Source organism: Pseudarthrobacter linnaei, from assembly GCF_055412825.1.
The window spans coordinates 42,300-57,439 of sequence record NZ_JBVAYX010000016.1 but is presented as its reverse complement, the minus strand read 5'-3'; the positions used below and the strand labels follow the sequence as shown (position 1 = coordinate 57,439).

Annotated in this window: 16 protein-coding genes and 1 pseudogene; 1 reads left to right on the top strand and 16 read right to left on the bottom strand. The window is 64.7% G+C overall.

What is annotated here, in order from left to right; genetic code table 11:
* Window positions 1–20: 20 nt before the first annotated feature.
* The 12 genes and pseudogenes from ACZYZ3_RS14045 to ACZYZ3_RS13990 form a co-directional block, all read right to left on the bottom strand.
* A pseudogene (locus ACZYZ3_RS14045) lies at window positions 21–143 on the bottom strand (DUF4193 family protein); the annotation flags it as partial.
* Window positions 140–571: a DUF4913 domain-containing protein gene (locus ACZYZ3_RS14040; RefSeq protein ID WP_463964427.1), complete on the bottom strand. Its 432-nt coding sequence runs from the start codon at window positions 569–571 to the stop codon at window positions 140–142. The pseudogene ACZYZ3_RS14045 and the gene ACZYZ3_RS14040, both read right to left, overlap by 4 nt.
* On the bottom strand, window positions 568–2,337 hold the full coding sequence (locus ACZYZ3_RS14035; RefSeq protein ID WP_463964426.1) for a type IV secretory system conjugative DNA transfer family protein: 1,770 nt from the start codon (window positions 2,335–2,337) through the stop codon (window positions 568–570). Before ACZYZ3_RS14035 ends, ACZYZ3_RS14040 begins: the two co-directional genes overlap by 4 nt.
* Window positions 2,334–3,920, bottom strand: coding sequence for a helicase HerA domain-containing protein (locus ACZYZ3_RS14030; RefSeq protein ID WP_463964425.1), 1,587 nt, complete (start codon window positions 3,918–3,920; stop codon window positions 2,334–2,336). The genes ACZYZ3_RS14035 and ACZYZ3_RS14030 overlap by 4 nt, the downstream gene beginning before the upstream one ends.
* Window positions 3,920–5,428 carry an SCO6880 family protein gene (locus ACZYZ3_RS14025; RefSeq protein ID WP_463964424.1) on the bottom strand — a complete coding sequence of 503 codons (1,509 nt, stop codon included), beginning with the start codon at window positions 5,426–5,428 and terminating at the stop codon, window positions 3,920–3,922. The genes ACZYZ3_RS14030 and ACZYZ3_RS14025 overlap by 1 nt, the downstream gene beginning before the upstream one ends.
* Entirely contained in the window at window positions 5,415–6,656 is a 1,242-nt protein-coding gene (locus tag ACZYZ3_RS14020) for a TrbL/VirB6 family protein (protein ID WP_463964423.1), read from the bottom strand. The genes ACZYZ3_RS14025 and ACZYZ3_RS14020 overlap by 14 nt, the downstream gene beginning before the upstream one ends.
* Before the next feature lie 58 nt (window positions 6,657–6,714).
* On the bottom strand, window positions 6,715–7,470 hold the full coding sequence (locus ACZYZ3_RS14015; protein WP_463964422.1) for a DUF8175 domain-containg protein: 756 nt from the start codon (window positions 7,468–7,470) through the stop codon (window positions 6,715–6,717).
* 26 nt (window positions 7,471–7,496) lie between these two features.
* Window positions 7,497–7,766 (bottom strand): hypothetical protein, encoded by a 270-nt coding sequence (locus ACZYZ3_RS14010; protein ID WP_307000751.1) that lies wholly within the window; start codon window positions 7,764–7,766, stop codon window positions 7,497–7,499.
* 11 nt (window positions 7,767–7,777) lie between these two features.
* Complete coding sequence (locus ACZYZ3_RS14005; RefSeq protein ID WP_463964421.1) at window positions 7,778–8,392, bottom strand: DUF6668 family protein; 615 nt, start codon at window positions 8,390–8,392, stop codon at window positions 7,778–7,780.
* A gap of 33 nt (window positions 8,393–8,425) precedes the next feature.
* Window positions 8,426–9,865, bottom strand: a complete 1,440-nt coding sequence (locus tag ACZYZ3_RS14000) for a MinD/ParA family ATP-binding protein (RefSeq protein ID WP_463964420.1) — start codon at window positions 9,863–9,865, stop codon at window positions 8,426–8,428.
* Between the two features lie 41 nt (window positions 9,866–9,906).
* The gene (locus ACZYZ3_RS13995) at window positions 9,907–10,422 is read right to left on the bottom strand and encodes a hypothetical protein (RefSeq protein ID WP_463964419.1); all 516 of its coding nucleotides are present in this window, start codon (window positions 10,420–10,422) and stop codon (window positions 9,907–9,909) included.
* On the bottom strand, window positions 10,419–11,486 hold the full coding sequence (locus tag ACZYZ3_RS13990) for a CHAP domain-containing protein (protein ID WP_463964446.1): 1,068 nt from the start codon (window positions 11,484–11,486) through the stop codon (window positions 10,419–10,421). Before ACZYZ3_RS13990 ends, ACZYZ3_RS13995 begins: the two co-directional genes overlap by 4 nt.
* Before the next feature lie 143 nt (window positions 11,487–11,629).
* Here ACZYZ3_RS13990 and ACZYZ3_RS13985 point away from each other — a divergent pair, with 143 nt between their 5' ends.
* Window positions 11,630–11,956: a helix-turn-helix domain-containing protein gene (locus ACZYZ3_RS13985; RefSeq protein ID WP_463964418.1), complete on the top strand. Its 327-nt coding sequence runs from the start codon at window positions 11,630–11,632 to the stop codon at window positions 11,954–11,956.
* A 270-nt stretch (window positions 11,957–12,226) separates the two neighbouring features.
* Here ACZYZ3_RS13985 and ACZYZ3_RS13980 read toward each other — a convergent pair whose 3' ends face one another.
* The 4 genes from ACZYZ3_RS13980 to ACZYZ3_RS13965 all read right to left on the bottom strand — a co-directional run bounded on the left by ACZYZ3_RS13980 (window position 12,227) and on the right by ACZYZ3_RS13965 (window position 15,048).
* The gene (locus tag ACZYZ3_RS13980; RefSeq protein WP_463964417.1) at window positions 12,227–12,682 is read right to left on the bottom strand and encodes a hypothetical protein; all 456 of its coding nucleotides are present in this window, start codon (window positions 12,680–12,682) and stop codon (window positions 12,227–12,229) included.
* 151 nt (window positions 12,683–12,833) lie between these two features.
* Window positions 12,834–13,457 (bottom strand): phosphatase PAP2 family protein, encoded by a 624-nt coding sequence (locus ACZYZ3_RS13975; protein ID WP_463964416.1) that lies wholly within the window; start codon window positions 13,455–13,457, stop codon window positions 12,834–12,836.
* Window positions 13,454–14,455, bottom strand: coding sequence for a hypothetical protein (locus tag ACZYZ3_RS13970; protein WP_463964415.1), 1,002 nt, complete (start codon window positions 14,453–14,455; stop codon window positions 13,454–13,456). Before ACZYZ3_RS13970 ends, ACZYZ3_RS13975 begins: the two co-directional genes overlap by 4 nt.
* Complete coding sequence (locus tag ACZYZ3_RS13965) at window positions 14,452–15,048, bottom strand: hypothetical protein (RefSeq protein ID WP_463964414.1); 597 nt, start codon at window positions 15,046–15,048, stop codon at window positions 14,452–14,454. Before ACZYZ3_RS13965 ends, ACZYZ3_RS13970 begins: the two co-directional genes overlap by 4 nt.
* Between the last annotated feature and the right edge of the window lie 92 nt (window positions 15,049–15,140).

Sequence of the window (15,140 nt, the reverse complement as noted above, 5' to 3'; positions counted from 1 at the left end):
GAGGGAAGACGGCAGTCGTCCTAACCTTCGCACTCGATGCAGTCCGAGTGGCCGTTCAATTCGCGCAGAAGCTGGGACCGGTGCCGGACCAGGAAACAGGAGTGACAGGTGAACTCGTCCTCGGCCTGGTAAATAGCCTCTAGTCGCCGAAGATCCCGGCATCCGGTACGACGTGCGGCAGCATTGTTCTCTCTGGCGTGGGCGACTTGTGCCCGTCGTAGGCGCATTTCTTGAAGGGGCCCTCTTTGTCCATGAGGACGCGCATGTGGGGGTCTGCGTGGCTCAGCCACCAGGTGCTGATGCCGAGGGCCGGCTCCATGCGGAGGTGCTCCCAGGCTCGCCAGATGCTTTCCATCCGGATGAGGGCTTCGGGGTGTTTGTACCACTCGGGGCACCAGGCGAACGTTGCGCCTTCGTTGACTTCCCGGACGTAGGACTGGGCCAGGAGCTCGGCGAAGAACTCCACGGCGCTGGAGTACACCAGTTCCGGTTCGGGCTCAGCGTGGCTGTGCCCGCCGGCCGGGGACTGCTCCTCTTCGTCTCCGAAGGCGTCCCCGAACTCTTTGCTCACGCTTTGTTTCCGTCCGTCCATGGATTGTGCGCCGCAACGGCCACCAGTTCACGCTCCACTGTCTCGTTGGTGGCGAGGGAGTCTTTGACCTTTTGGGCGTGGGGGCCGGACATCCAGGGGATGGTTTCGATCATGGTTGCCGGTGCTCCGGATGCGAGCAGGATGGCCCGGAACCTGGGCAGTGCTGTCAGGTCGGCGACGGAAAGGATCTCGTCTTTGTTCTCCTGCCGGGAGGATGAGGATCCGGATTTGCTGTGGCTGCGTGAGACGTTGATGTAGCTGTATTGGCCGATCAGGCGGGAGAGCTCGTCGAGATAGCCGACTTCGGAGACGCCGCCGCCGTAGATTTTCACGTTCGACGCGGACCAGAGTTTCCGCATGCCTTCCAGGGACCAGACCTCCACACCCTGGGACCAGGACTGCAGGATGGTCATGAGGATGATCCCGCGGGAGCCGTAGTGGCTGTATTGATCCGGCAGGGCCTTCCACCGGCAGACGTTCGCTGCCTCATCGAGGATCCCGAGCAGCGGTGTCGCGAGCCGGCCGCCGGGCTGGGAGGTGGCGTATTTTTCGGCCGCTTCTACGACGGCGACGGTCAGGGCGGTGACGAGGGGGCCGGCGGTGCCGACGCCTTCGCGGGAGAGGCTGTAGAGCGTGCCTTTGCCGCGCACGAAGTCTTCGGGGACGAACTGCGGCCGCGGGTCGGTGTCCACCGTCGTGTCCCGGGCCGGGGTGACCCATTGGCTGACGTCGCGGTCGGTCAGGCAGGAAACCATTTGCCGGGCGGTGCCGTAGACGCCGGCCCGCTGCTTTTCCGGTTCGCGGATGTGGCCCATCACCATGTCCGAGAGCAGGTCATAGCCGGCGGTCCTGAGCAGTTCTGCGGGGGCCTCGTCGTGCGGGCGGGTCAGCCAGGTGTAGACCTGTGTGACCGGGGCGGAGTCGAGTGAGGCTGCGAGCAGGAAGGCTTTGAGCAGGTTCTGCCCTGCCGGGTCGAAGTAGGCATCCGGTTTGGTCCCGGGTTCGCGGGAGCCGTTGGCGAAGTGCTGTGCCATGTTCCCGGCCGTCGCTTCGTTCTTCACGTAGGAGAGCGGATTCCACCACCAGGCGGGCTCTTCTTCGGCGACGGACTGCGGATCAAAGACCCACACGGCGCCGGCCTCTGCCCGGATCGGGCGGGTCACGTCCACGATGTCGCGTTTGTTCGAGGTGGCGATCACCGCGCCGGGTGCGTCCAAGATTGCCGGGACGGCGTAGGAGGTCGTCTTCATCGTGCGGGGACCGGCGATGAGGATCAGCATGTCCTCCCAGGAGGCCCACAGCGGGCGTTTCCCGGCGACGCTGCGGCCGAGGCGCACCCCTGTGGAGTTCTCCACGCCGAGACGTACGGCGGTGGCCGTGGCCCCTTTGGTGCCCAGGTGATCGAGGTCTTTGCCGCGGCCCATGTGGACGGCGGCCTTATCGACCCGGGTGCGTTTGTGCGCCGTCCGGGAGCGGACCACCAGCACGGTCACGGTCAGGGCAATCAATATTCCGAGGAGTACGCAGGCGACGATGGTGGACTGGACCGGCCAGGGCACCCGGTCCTTGGCCAGGCCGGCGATCAGATCAATCGGGTGGGCCGGTGGCGCGGCAAGGCCGGCCATCCGTGAGCCGAGGTGGGCCGAGACCCAGCTGCCGCCCCCAATGACGACAGCTGCGCCGATGACCAGCCAGATCCCCAGTGCGTCGCCGAGCCCTGTGCCTTTGCGGTTCGGAGCGCTCATGCTGCACCCTCTTCCTGGACCGGAGCGGCCGCTTCCAGCAGGGTTTCTGCCGGGGCGTGCCAGCGCTTGTTGGTGTCGTTCAGGGAGGCCTCGATGGAGGTGAGGCCGATCTGGACGGGGATGCCGGGGCGGCCGCCGACCTTGATCAGGAATTTCCCGCGTCCGGGGGGTTCGACGTCGCCGCCGCGGGAGTCCCAGGCGGGCGGGTCCTGCCAGGAGATGAGCTTCTGCTGTTCCTGTCGCGAAAGCGGGATCGCGGCGGTCAGCAGCGGCATCTCTGAGGCGGGGAGTCCGCCGCAGATGACCATGCCGGAGCGTTCGACGAAGCCGCGGGCCTTCATCCGGTCTTCTTCTGCCGGGAGCGCCAGCAGGTCGGACATGGTGTGGGAGATCATGACTTGGCCGACGCCGACGGAACGGTTGAGGCGGGTCAGGGCGTCCACCCGGTCCACCATGCCCTTGCCGGCGCGTAGGGCCCGCCAGAGTTCATCGAGGACGACGAAGTAGTTTCGGCGCGGTTCCAGTCCGGCGTCGGCTAGGGCGTTGGCGACGTTGACGGTGCCGAAGCCGTAGGACCAGCAGGCCAGCAGCACGGCGGCCTGCAGGTCCGTTTCGGTCTCATCGATGCTGGAGACGTCAAAGACCACGGCCCGGTCACGCCGCATCGGGTTGGTGGTGTGCCGGGAGAAGATTTCCCCGAGTTTCCCGCCGCCGGTCAGCCCGAGCAGAGTTGCTTCCAGCGCCCGGGTTTCCTGCAGGTAGACGGTCATATCCCCGCGGTCCAACGCGACCTGGCGCAGCTCGTCCGGCGCGGCGATGATGACGTCGAGCAGGTCTTTCAGGACCGGAACACCGTCGAAGGAGTCATCGAGGACGCGCAGGGCGCGGTCCAAAATGGTCTGTTCCTGATCCGTGGGCGGGTTATTCCGGCTGATCGTGATGAGGGAAACGACCATGTTCAGGCGCCGGCCGTGGGCATCGGCCCGGACCCGGACGGCAGCTTCATGGTTTCCCTGTTCCTCGAGGAGCTGGGCGACCTCAATGGCCTGTCCCGGATCGAGGATGTTCAGGTAGCCGCGGCCGCGGCCGAGTTCGATGACCTGCCCGCCAATGGCGCCAATGGCGTCCACGTGTTCGCCCTTCAGGTCCCCAAGAACGAGGGGATGGACGCCCTGGCCGGAGAGGCCCAGCAGCATGCGGCGCACGAGCGTGGACTTCCCCAGACCGGGCTTGCCGAGGACGAACGCGGAGGGGTTGGAAATCAGGTGGGCGCGTTGGAACCAGCTGATCGGGTCACAGCAGACCGTGGCCTGGGTTTCCTCGTGCCGGCCCAGCGGGACGCCGACCATGGGCGAGGACGTACCTGAGCTGAATGGCCACAGCCCGCAGACCTGCACTGTGGTCCCGCGGTATTCGCGCACGGCGGGGACCAGGGCGGCAGCCCCTCCCCCGCGCCCGCCCCAGCCGCGGGACCCGGGGACACGCAAGCGGGCCGGACGACCCGTGGCCGTGCGGCGGTCACGGGTTTCGGATTCCACACCGTCAAGGAGCGGATTCTTCTTCCGTCGAAAGAGCTTCTGCATTAGAGGGCCTCTCTGATTTCGGTGGGCAGCAGGATGTGTTTGGGCAGGACGATTCCGAGCGGCAGGGACGCGGCGAAGGCGGTGTCCTGGGAGCCGTAGGCCCGGCGCAGTAGCACCCGGGCTGTTCCGGAGGTCTGTTCCACGGCGGCGACCGCGTCGGGGAGCCGGGCCGGGTCGGTGACGGTGGCGGTGACGACCATGCCGAAGTTCACCAGCCCGGCCCCCTGCGCTTCTTCCTGCGCGGTTTGGGCGGCGGACCGGGCATCAACCAGGGCGCGGGCCGACGGGCGCCCCCCGGAGGTGATGCGGACGTTGGCGTTGTTCTGATCCCGCTCGACCACGGCGGCAGCCCGGGCCGAATCCATCGGACGGTAGAGCAAGGAAACGCGCTTGCGGTCGATGTCCCCGTGCGGGGCCAGCAGCCGGGACAGAACGGAGGAGTTCACCGACCCGCGCGGGGCGCCGGTCATGGTCCAGGAGGCAGAGAACGCGCCGTCGTGCCGGTAGTCATCCCAGCTCGCATGCGTCGCGGAGGGGCCGACCTCGCCCCAGGTGAGGGCGACCGGGGATCCGGCGGCGTGGGCTTCATCAATGGTCAACGCAGCGGGCGGGTCGTAGGCGATCCGGACGACCTCGCAGAGTTCCTGCGCGGACATCGGCCGGGCGATGCCCGCGCCGGTGGCCTGCAACCGGGCACCGAGCCCAGGGATCCGGGATGCCAGGTCCCGGGCGACATCTTCAGGTTCGCGCTTCCGGGAACCGGAGCGCAGCGCGGCGGTAAAGGTCAGGGACACCCAGGCCCGGACGGTGGCCGAGCCTTCCGGGTAGGTGCGGACGACCTCGCGGAGGATCGCCTTCGCGGCCTCCGGGGCGTCGGGGTGGATGTTCATTTCGACTTCGTTGCGCAGCCGGTAGCCGGAATCCGGGGCGGTCTCCACGGTCACGGCCGCGGCCCCCAAACCGGCTTCATCTCCGAGCCCGGCGATCCAGCCGCCCCAGTTAGCGACCCACGCGTCGACCTGTTCCGGATCCACCAGGGACGCACCATCTGGTTCGGTGGAGAAGATCACGGTGAAGTGGTTCGTGGTGGGGACGTGGAGCATGGCGAACGGGCGGTTGTAGGAGTCGTTGAACTCATACAGTCGGGACTTCGCGGCCAGGCCGGGGAGCTGGAACATGCCCCATTCGGTGACCCCGAGCGGTCCGGAACGGTAAAGGTTTTTCCCGCCGGAGCGGGCGAGACGGAAGTTCATCCGTGTCGCGGACCGGTCCACGATGGACTGTCCGTGCTTGTCCTTGACCGTCAGCAGCAGCACGAGCAGGCCGGCGACCGCGAGGACGCTCAGGCCCGGCAGCAGGCCAAGAAACGCGAAGGTGATGATGCCGGCCAGCAGGCCGGTCATGACGATGCCGGTGCCGATCGCGCCGAGGCCGCCCAGCCCGGCGGAGCGGGGAACCCGCCAGTTGCCGTAGGACGGTTCCTTGTATTCGGTATTAATTGCTGCCACTGGGGCCCTCCCCGGTTGAATCCTGCGCGGTCTGTTGTGCGGCCTGAGAGGCCTTGGACGCTGCTTGTGCTCCTGCGGCGACGACGAACCCGGCGGGCCCGGCGGCTTTCGCAGCTCCCGACGCGGCCCCGGCCCCAGCGGTGCCCGCGCCGGCTCCTGCAACTGAGCCTGAGCCTGAGCTCCCAGCGGTAGCGGCGCTTCCGGTGGTGCCCTTGCCTGGCGCTCCGCCGGGGCCCGTTGAGCCGGGGGTGGGTTTGCCATTGCCGCCGTTACTGCCACCTGCGCCCTTGCTGCCCTGTGCGCTGGCGCCCGCCTGGCCGGGCTGGCTGCCCGGTGTGGGGGATGCGTTGCCGCGGCCACTCCCGGACCGGCCCATCGAGACGGCACCGGTGGCCATGGCCCCCACCGCCGCTCCGGCTCCCCCGCCGGAACCGGAAGCGACAGCTGCGACCATCGGGGTGACGAAGCGCATCAATGCCGGCAGGGCCAGCAGCGCGACAATCATGAGGGCGAAGCCAGTGATGGATCCCAGCAGGACGTTGCCGCCCGAGGATCCCATGAGCTTGAAGGCCACGGCGTAGACGACGGCCGCGGCGGGCTTGTAGAGAATGAACGCGATGGTCCAGCCGATGGCTTTCTGGAACCACTGCCGTCCCATCTCGGTGTTGGTGAACGCAGCCGTGGTCGGCAGGATCCCGGCCAGGATCACCAGCATTCCGCCGCGGACGATCATGAGGACGATCTGCACGAGCGAGGCAAGCAAACCCACCAGGCCCAGGATGATCAGAATGAAGACCCCGACGCCGGTCTGGTTCGTCATCACCAGGATGGCCATCGCGTGGGCGAAGCCCTTGCCGTCGGTTGCCCGGTCAATGATCGAGGCCGAGAACGCGTCGGCCGCGATCACCAGAATGGAAATCACCGCCAGCCCGAGGCCGGACACCAGCGTGAGGGTCAGCAGGGACCGGAGCAGGTCTTTCAACGGTGCCCCGCGCTGTTCCCAGATCATCCGGGTACCGCCGAGGATGACCGACAGAACCGCCAGTGCCAGCGTCCAGTACCCGAGTTCTGAATTGACGAAACCGACCACAGGGCTGGCGGTGACCCCATCCTGGGATGCGAGGTTGGCCGTGGGCATGGACACCCAGAAGGTCGAGAGCGTTGTCACCATCTGGCTCATGCCCTCCATGATCGACTTCGCCAAATTGCCAATGGCATCGTCGAGCATCCCGGAAACGGCATTGCCGCCCTGACAGATGACATCCAGGGGAACGCACTCAGCCACGTCAGACCCCGGCCCATGAGATAAAGCCGCTCATGTCGCTGAGCGGAGCAACGTCGTTTATGAGCTGTCCAGCATCGGAAACCTTGACTTTCCAATCCCCATCGAGCCACTGGAGCGGAAGAACTGCGTGAAACAATTTTCCGCCGGAGGTTTGAAAAGCCAGATCAACGTTGGCTTCGATGGGCGTGTAGGACTTGAGCAGGAAGCCTCGTACCTGAACGGTGTCATTTGAGCCGGTGGAAGGATCCAACGTCGCCGCTTGCTGTTTGGCTGCGTCACGCCCGGCACCGGGAGTCATGAGCTTGTCTGCCAGCTTGATATTCATTTGCTGTGACTTGGACGAGCCAAGGGCCACCAGGTTGACGGCAGAGTAGACGGCGCCGGTTGGCGAGTGAGCAAAGCAGGACCTGAATCCGCTGTCGTCCGTCTGCCCCGGCCCGAATGTCTTGGGGTCAGTGGGGGCTGCCATTTTGCCGACGAGTTCCCACTTGGACTTCGGTGCTGCGCCCAGAGCCGTCTCCGTGCTTGAGGGCAGCCCACAAACACTCTTTCCAACCGCGTCGGCTGACTTTGATGGCGCCGAGGAGGCACCGGCCGACGATGAGGCCGGGGCGGGCTGGGCGGTGCTGTCTGCCTTGGGGAGGAAGAAGATCACGACGACGGCGGCGATCAGTGCGAGGACCAGGGCGGCCGAGATGATGAATCCGGGCTTGGTGAACGGGCTGCGTTCGGTACTGCTTTGGGTGGATTCGCTCATGATGAACCTCTCCGGTAGTTGCGGGTTTAGACGAAGGCGCGGACGATGCCGGAGGCGCCGGTGATGATGATGCAGCCGGCCAGGACCCAGCCGAGCTTGCCGATGGACTCTCCGCCTTCGCCGCGGCGGAGCTGGATGACCATGCCGATGCCGACGATGATCACCCCCAGGACGCCGAGGACCAGGCCGATTCCGGAGGCCCAGTTCAGGACGGTCAGCAGGCCTTTGGCCTGTTCCGGGACAACGGGGGTCGGGGTCGGGATGACGCTTGCTGCAAGTGCGGAAAAGGAGTTCATGGTGAGACCTTTCAGTAGGTGGTGCTGGGTGTGGTGTCGGTAGCCAGGACGGCTAAGTCAGTGAGGAAACGTTGGTACTCGCGGGCCGCGGGCGGGGTGGTGGCATCCCCGTGCCGCCAGGACTCGACCCAGGGCAGGGTCCAGAAGCGGGGGGCTCCCCCGCCGACGATGGTGGCGAATTCCCGCAAGGGTTTGGGAGTCTTCCCCGGTGCGTCCGCCAAGACAGCGAGACCGAGCAGGTCAAGCTCCGGGGCCGCTCCTGATGCCCATTGGGTCAGTGCGTTCCGGGCGGCGGTCAGCCCGCGCATGTCTGCGCGGCAGACCAGCAGCACCCGCGGCTTGCCGCTGTCCTGGAGGACGGGCCAGAAGTGATCGGTGATGCGTGCCCCGCCGAGCAGATCAGCGATGCGGCTTTCACCGGAACCCCCGTGGGCGCCGGTGACCCACAGGGCTGCAGAACCGGAGACGTTACTGCGGGCCAGACGGTCTGCGGCGTCCGGTTCAACCATTCCCCTCAGTGGCGCACTGATCACGGCCGCCGGCGGCACGTGAGCCTCCGGGGCTGCCGTGTCCGCTCCGTCCGCGGGGACCGGGCGGGTGATCCAGGGGTTCAAGGACTGCTGCATGGTTCCTCCTCTCAAAGTCCGTTGGTGAGTGTCTTAGAAGCCGGCTGCAACGGCGGCCGCGGCCGCCAGCCATGCCCGCTGTGTGGCGGGCTGGAGGGCTTCATAGCGAATGGGGCCATTGACCAGGGCCGGATCGTAAGGAATCCGAACGACGGCCCGGACGAACGGTGCGAAGCCGTCAGCGATCCGCTGGGCCTCGTCCTTGGCCCGCTTCAGGGCCTCCCCGCTCATGCTGCGCTTGGCGTCGGTGGACTCAGAGACGATCACGACGGCGTTGCGTGCCAGCTCCGCGTCGTGGCCCCCTCTGGATTCCAGGGTCTGCAATGTCAGCCGTGCAGCTTCTGCGCGGTCCTCGATGGCCGTGACCGGGACGACGAGCTGGTTGGTGTGGTCGATCATCCTCCGCCAGTTAGCGGCCCGGGCGGTGTTGCCGGAGTCCATGACCACGAGCCGGTAATAGCGGGTGAGCACCTGGTGGGCGATGTCGACTTCCTCGGCGGTCACTTCGTGATCGCCTTCCTCGTTTTCATCCGAGCGCAGGACATCGAACTTGTCGGCGGTCTGGTGGTGGACGAACTTGGCGATTTCCGCCGCATTGGTCGAGGGCGAGAGCAGTTCGGTGGAGGCGTCGATCAGGTCCAGAACGCTGCGGTCGTGGGAGCCCTTTTCCGTCCGCCACCCGAGGGTGCCCTGGGACTCGTTGTTATCCCACGCGACCGTGGCGGCCCCGCTGTAGCGGGCGAGGATGGCCGAGAGCATGACCACGGTGGGGGTCTTGTTTGCCCCGCCTTTGCGGTTGACCACGGCAATGGTGCGGGGGCCGGGCCAGTGCTGGCTGACCGTGCGGATGTCCTCGCGTTCGGTGAGTTCTTCCTCTGAGGGGTCCATCCGGAGTCCCAGTCGCGTGAGTGTTCCGCGCCAGCCCTGGGTGGCCGGTTCCAGCACCGGGGCGCTGACCAGGAACGAGGTTTCCTTCAAGCTGCGCCGAGTCAGCGCCGCTTCCTCAACAACGGCAGCTGTCTCCGTTTCGGGGTTGGCCGGCGCGGGGGCGGCGTCGGCTGCGGGGGTGGACGGCCACGGCTGGGGGTCCACCGGTGCCGCAGCGGCCACGGGTGCGGGAGCGGGGAAGGTATCAATGACGGCTGGCGCTGCGGTCGCGGGCGTGGTTTCGGGGGCTTCTGCCCGGCGGCGGGCCGGACTGGGCGCGTAGGAGACGGATTCGATCTTGTTGTCCGGGTGGACGATGAGTTCGCCGTGGCCTTCGGGGTCCTCGATGCGGACCCGGACGGGGCGCTGGAGGGTCTGCGCTTCGCCGACGATGAGGGCAAGAGCGTTGTTGCGCAGTTCCTGTACGGAGTTTCCGGCAGGGACGACGCGGGAGTTGCCCGCGACGATGACCTCGGCGGTTCCGTTGTCGCGGACGATGGCCCTGATGTTGGGAAAGGCCATAACTTGCGTTGGTGTAGTACCCATGAGCTTCTTCCTTACGTGTGTGGGATGGAGGGGTGCGGTACTTAGGAGGCGGGTGGGGTGAGCCGGTTGACCTTCCACGGGGCGTCCTTGCCCGTACGGAGCAGCTGCACCGTGTAAATCCCGGCATTGGTGGGGACAGCTGCCATGACGCCGAAGCCGTTGGCTTCATCGACGCTCAGGGTGGCGGGGCCGGTGACGCGGCTGACCGGGATGTTGGCCGGGTCCACTGCCGAGTAGTCGGCGGTGGCCTGCGGGGTCAGCCACCGGGCCAGGTCATTGGCCCACTGCTTTTCCTCCACCGTGGGGCGGGCGAAGTCCGCCATTGCCTTCCCGGCGACTTCCACCGCGTTGTCCTTACTGGACTGATCCCAGGTGATGCCGATGGTGGCCGGGATGGTGCCCCCTGGCGCCTGGGGTCCGCTGTTGGCGCTCAGTGAGACCGGCGCGGACGCTGTGGGCTGGCTGGTTGATTCCGTCGGAGCCGGGGTCGTGTTCGCCACCGGCGCGCAGGACACGCAGAGCAGCGCCACGGTGAGCAGGGTCAAGGGCTTTTTCACTTCTTCTCCCCTTGGGTGGGCAGGTACAGGAAAGCTGAGGGGACGCTGTTGTCGACTGTCCGGGTGTAGTAGCTGTGGTCATCCGGGGCGGGGCTGCCGTTGTAGCCCTCTTCGACGTAGGTCCCGTCGTCCTTGACCTCCTTGACCACGGCGACGTGGCCGAAGTTCGGGTCCGCTCCCCCGGCTCCCGGCGCGTACCAGACAACGGCGCCGACCCGGGGTGTGTTGCCGGCGGCCCAGCCCTTGGCGTCCCAGCCGGCCTTCCAGGTCAGGGCCGAGCCGAGGCCCTGCCCGTCCGGACGGAATGTGCCGTTGAGGAACTTGAACGGGGCTCCGGTGGAACCCATCTGCTGGTTCACCCGCCACAGTGCGAAGTCCACGCACTCTCGGTAGTACATGCCGAGAGGTGAGGTGCTGGCTGTGTTTGCGCCGACCTGCAGCCAGGTCGGGGAGTTCTTCCACGGGTAGTCATCCCCCGCGCCGGACTGTCCCGGGATGGGGCAGTCGCTGCCTTGCAGGGAGAACTTCGAGTTCGAGAGCGCCTGGACGAGTTTGACGGCCTCGGGCCAGTACCTCTGGTAGTGATAGGGGTCGGCGTTGCGCTGGACCTTGTTACCGGCAATGGTCGGTTCCAACAGTTCCCAGCCGGCCACGCCTTTCAGGGCTTTGATGAAGTTGGTGGCGCTCGTGGTTGGGTTCATGCGGTCTGCGTAGGAGCCCCACGCGCCGTTGTCGCGTTGCTGGAATAACCCCCGGGAGTCCGGGCCTGCACCGTCGCCGGTATCGAGCACGCGCAACCCGGACTCCCCCAGGGCCACCATCACGCTGATCATCTGCCCGTTGACGGACAAGTCCTGTGCCTTGCCGGCACCCATGATCGCGGCGGCATTCTGCAGCTGCTCCTGGGTGTACCCCTCAACCTTGGTGGTGCCGTCGATGACGACGGAAACCGCCGGACCGCAGTCGGCCGCCGCAGGTTTGGCGGGGGCCAGCAACAGCAGCATGGAGAAGACCAGGCCGGTCAGCACCACGGGTACCGCTACGGCGGCTCCGGTGCTGAGCATCGTGGACGGTTTCACGGCAGTTCCCCCTCTCGGTTCTTCTGGTGGATACCCGTGAGCGGAAGCAACATCTTTAAAGTATTGGTACCATCACTAAAAATATGTTGGTACGTCATGAGGGTGGGGCGGTGGGTGAGAATTGACGAATGCCCCGCATTTACAAGCCACTTCCCGGACAGCCGCTCGAGGCTGAAAAAGCCTTGATTGTGTTCAATGCCAACACTCTGCGGGCGGCCGTCATCAGGGATCTGGCCCAGCATCTTGACGGCGACACGACGGGAAACATTGCAAAGCGCATCGGCGTGGACTACCGGCAGGTCTATACGCATATCAAGACGCTGGAGGCCGAAGGGTTGGTCTCCGCTGCGGGCGAAGCTGGTGTCCGTAACGGGCGGCGCGTTCGTTACTCCCTGGACCTGGGCAGGTTGCGGGAGCATGGCCTCACCTACATGAGGTATCTGTCGGGAGAATAGGCGTCGGGCATCGCAGCACCCCAGAATATAGCGCGCGCTCTGGTTCTTTGAATCAAGGACGGGCGAGCCGGGGGCTGAGCATTCAGGGGCGAAGGCTTGAGTGCGCACGTATGGTGCACTCGCTGCGGAGGCGTAGCCCCTACTACCCCCAAACCTGTCGTAGGGGCTACACCTGTAATGCCACTCAATGTGCATGGTCAGGCCGTAGGGGGCCCCTGGAACATGTCATGTTCCAGAGTCTACTGAAAAAAATTCAGTAGTGAAAATTGTTCAGTTAGTTGGGCGCTTCTTCTCCGGCCTGGGCGGAAGATTCCGGAGAGCTTCAGTTACCGCGCGAAGGGCGTCGATGTTCACTTCTCCCAGAACCCGCGCCGCGAAATGCTCTACCTCGGCAATGCGGTAAGCCTCTATCAGGCGGAGTTCAGCCTCGACGCGTTCCGGGATGGGCCCGCTTCGCTGAAGCAGGTAGTTCTCGTCAACGTCAAAAAAGTACGCCAGTGCCTTCAGTAGCTCCGGATCCCAGCGGTTATCAGGAGAGCCGGCCAAAAGCCGGTGCCACCGCGTCCTTGTGAGCGTGTGCCCTCGTTCCGCGAGGCCCTGTCGAACGTCTTCATACGTGAAACTGTCGGCGTCTTTGGCGTGCACGATGTCCAGAAGAAGCTGGATTTTCGACGCGAGAACCTCTTTATCGCTGCGGGAATCTATGGGGTTTTCGTTCGAATTCACGCGGGATCCTGCTCCTGGCCAACAAGGGCGGCCACATTCCGAGGACAGCGCTTTTCCAGTGGGAGCGAAGTCACAGTCCTCCTTCTAGATACGTCATGGGTACACCATTTGTCAGGCCTGGTGGCTTCGTGGAATGCCACACGTGGAAAAGTCAGCCGACAATGAGAGTATATGAGGCTCCGAACGCGACAACACCGGTTATGAAGCCTGCAATGACCTGACGACCTGAGTGGTCCCGGAGATATACCCGGGACCAGCAGACAAGCGAGGCGGCCACGACGAAGGGAAGCCCCAGCCAGCCGAACATCAGTACAGCCGACACTGTCGCGCCGCCCAACGTCATCGCGTGACCCGAAATCTTCCAGATCGGGCTGACCAGGATCAGGGCCACAATCCCGCAGAGAATTCCGCCAATCAGTCCCCAGACAGGCTGGGGTGCGCCAATGATCGAGAGGATTGCGCAGCCAATCAGCGACGAGCCCAGGGTCCAGAGCATGACCGGGCGACGTTGCTTTTTGTCTCCAACATGGTGGTCCGTCAGCTGGCCTCTCTTGGCCAGTATCAGTACGACAGCAAACGGCACCAGGCAGATGAAGAGTGCAGCGACAATGCCCGACCAGATGGAGACCATCCATCGGTCTCCCAAGAGAGAAGCCAAGATCAGCAGGAACGACAACACCAGAGGCGGTTGCGCGATCTCGGTTACGGACCTGGCCACACGGCCGACGGCTGTGGAGGACCTCTCTGCGGGCAGGGTCGTGGTTGCTGCTGTCACTGAGGTGCCTTTACCGGCAGCAGCAATTCCAAAGAATCGACGCCGCCATCAAATCGGGCTTGGGCCGCGTCTAAGACACGGCCGGCAAGCATAGGTGTGGATCGCCCGGAGAGAACGGCCTTCTGATCGCTGGAGCGAATAACGTACTCGTACAGTCCCACAGAGGGGCACTTCACGAAACAAGAGCTCACAATGGCTACCAGCCACTGCGCACGGGAAAGACCCCAATAGGTCCGACCCAGTGTGGCTGTCAGAAACACCAAGGCGACACGGTCGCGAAGTTGAATCCGACGCCACGCCTTCACGATCGGCGGGATACCCAGACCAAGAGAGGTGAGCAGAACCCCGCCGTAGAACAGTGGACTGAACAGGACGTACAGGACCTGATGCAAGGCCGGGCTGCCCATCTCGAAGTGCCTTGCCGTCATGTAAGCAATTTCTTCAACGGACGCCAATGCGACTAACCCCATGCCTGCCGCGACAACGCGGGAACTCGCGCGGACGGGCAGGCTTTCCTGAGGCCGGAGGCAAATGCGCAGGACCGATACAGCGAGCAACGACAAAATGCCCATGTAGGCGCCGGCATAGAGGTAGACCGGCACCTGCTGGACATTCTCCGGTACATAGCTTGGGGTGGTTGGAACGAACCGCTGCGACAAGAATGGGGCGCCGATTGTAAGCGCGGCGAGGACGGCAGCTACGGGTCTGTGGCTGAAACGGGCTCGGTAGCTCTCATCCGGTGAGTAGGCCGCGAAGATTCCTTCCCGTACTAGCCAGACGGCGGCTGTGACACACAAATTGCGAAAAAGATGAAGGAAGTTGACGCCGCCAAGGGCACCATCAATGGTTTCTTCGGGTACGACGACACCTGTGAGAAAGAGCCCGAGGACGCCAATTCCGATCGCGCCAACGAAGGCCGTTGAAGATCCCCAGCGAACGACAAAATATAGCCGAAAGGCAAATACCGTTGCCAGGATCCAGAACGCAGCGGCGATCATAGGCCAAACATTCGTTCGGCCTTCGTGGCCTCCTTCGCAGGCGTGGCATGCAGAACCCGCGCCAGGCCAAAGGCCAAATTTTCGGCGGCAGCTTCGGCCTCGTCCAATGGAACGTCCACGGCACGGCACATCCAGCTGACGCCGTTCCGCTTACCAATAGCGGAGAAAAAAGACCCCGCGATAAGCCCGTCGAGCGGCTTCCCCTTATGGCCTAGGAGAATGTGGCTCAGTTCATGCAGCACGACGTGAACACTCCAAGCCTTGGCACCCCGCAGGTAGTGGGCGATGCCATGGCTGGGTGTGTCGATCCACTGCCCGGTGACACCTTCTCCAAGGCAGTCCACTGTGCCTTCCTCGAAGACCAGACGTTTGCCGTACTTTTCTTCGACCGCAGTCACTAGATCGCCCAGATCCGGGTACTCCGGAAGGCTCAGGGTATTGATGACGTCAGCGGTCAGTGTGGACTGTTCCATGTCCCTGCGGCTCCGGTAATCCACTGAAAAAATTTCAGTAATGTGTACTATGAAATCAACGCCCGACGGCGCCTTGGCAAGGAGCCACCCTACCAAGCTTCCAAAAACACCTGCTGTCACAGGCGGGCAGGGGATCCTCAATGACTCCGGAGCACAACTATGCAAAGAGACGGCAACAGCAGGCGCATTTACAGCCATCGCGCTCCTAGCAG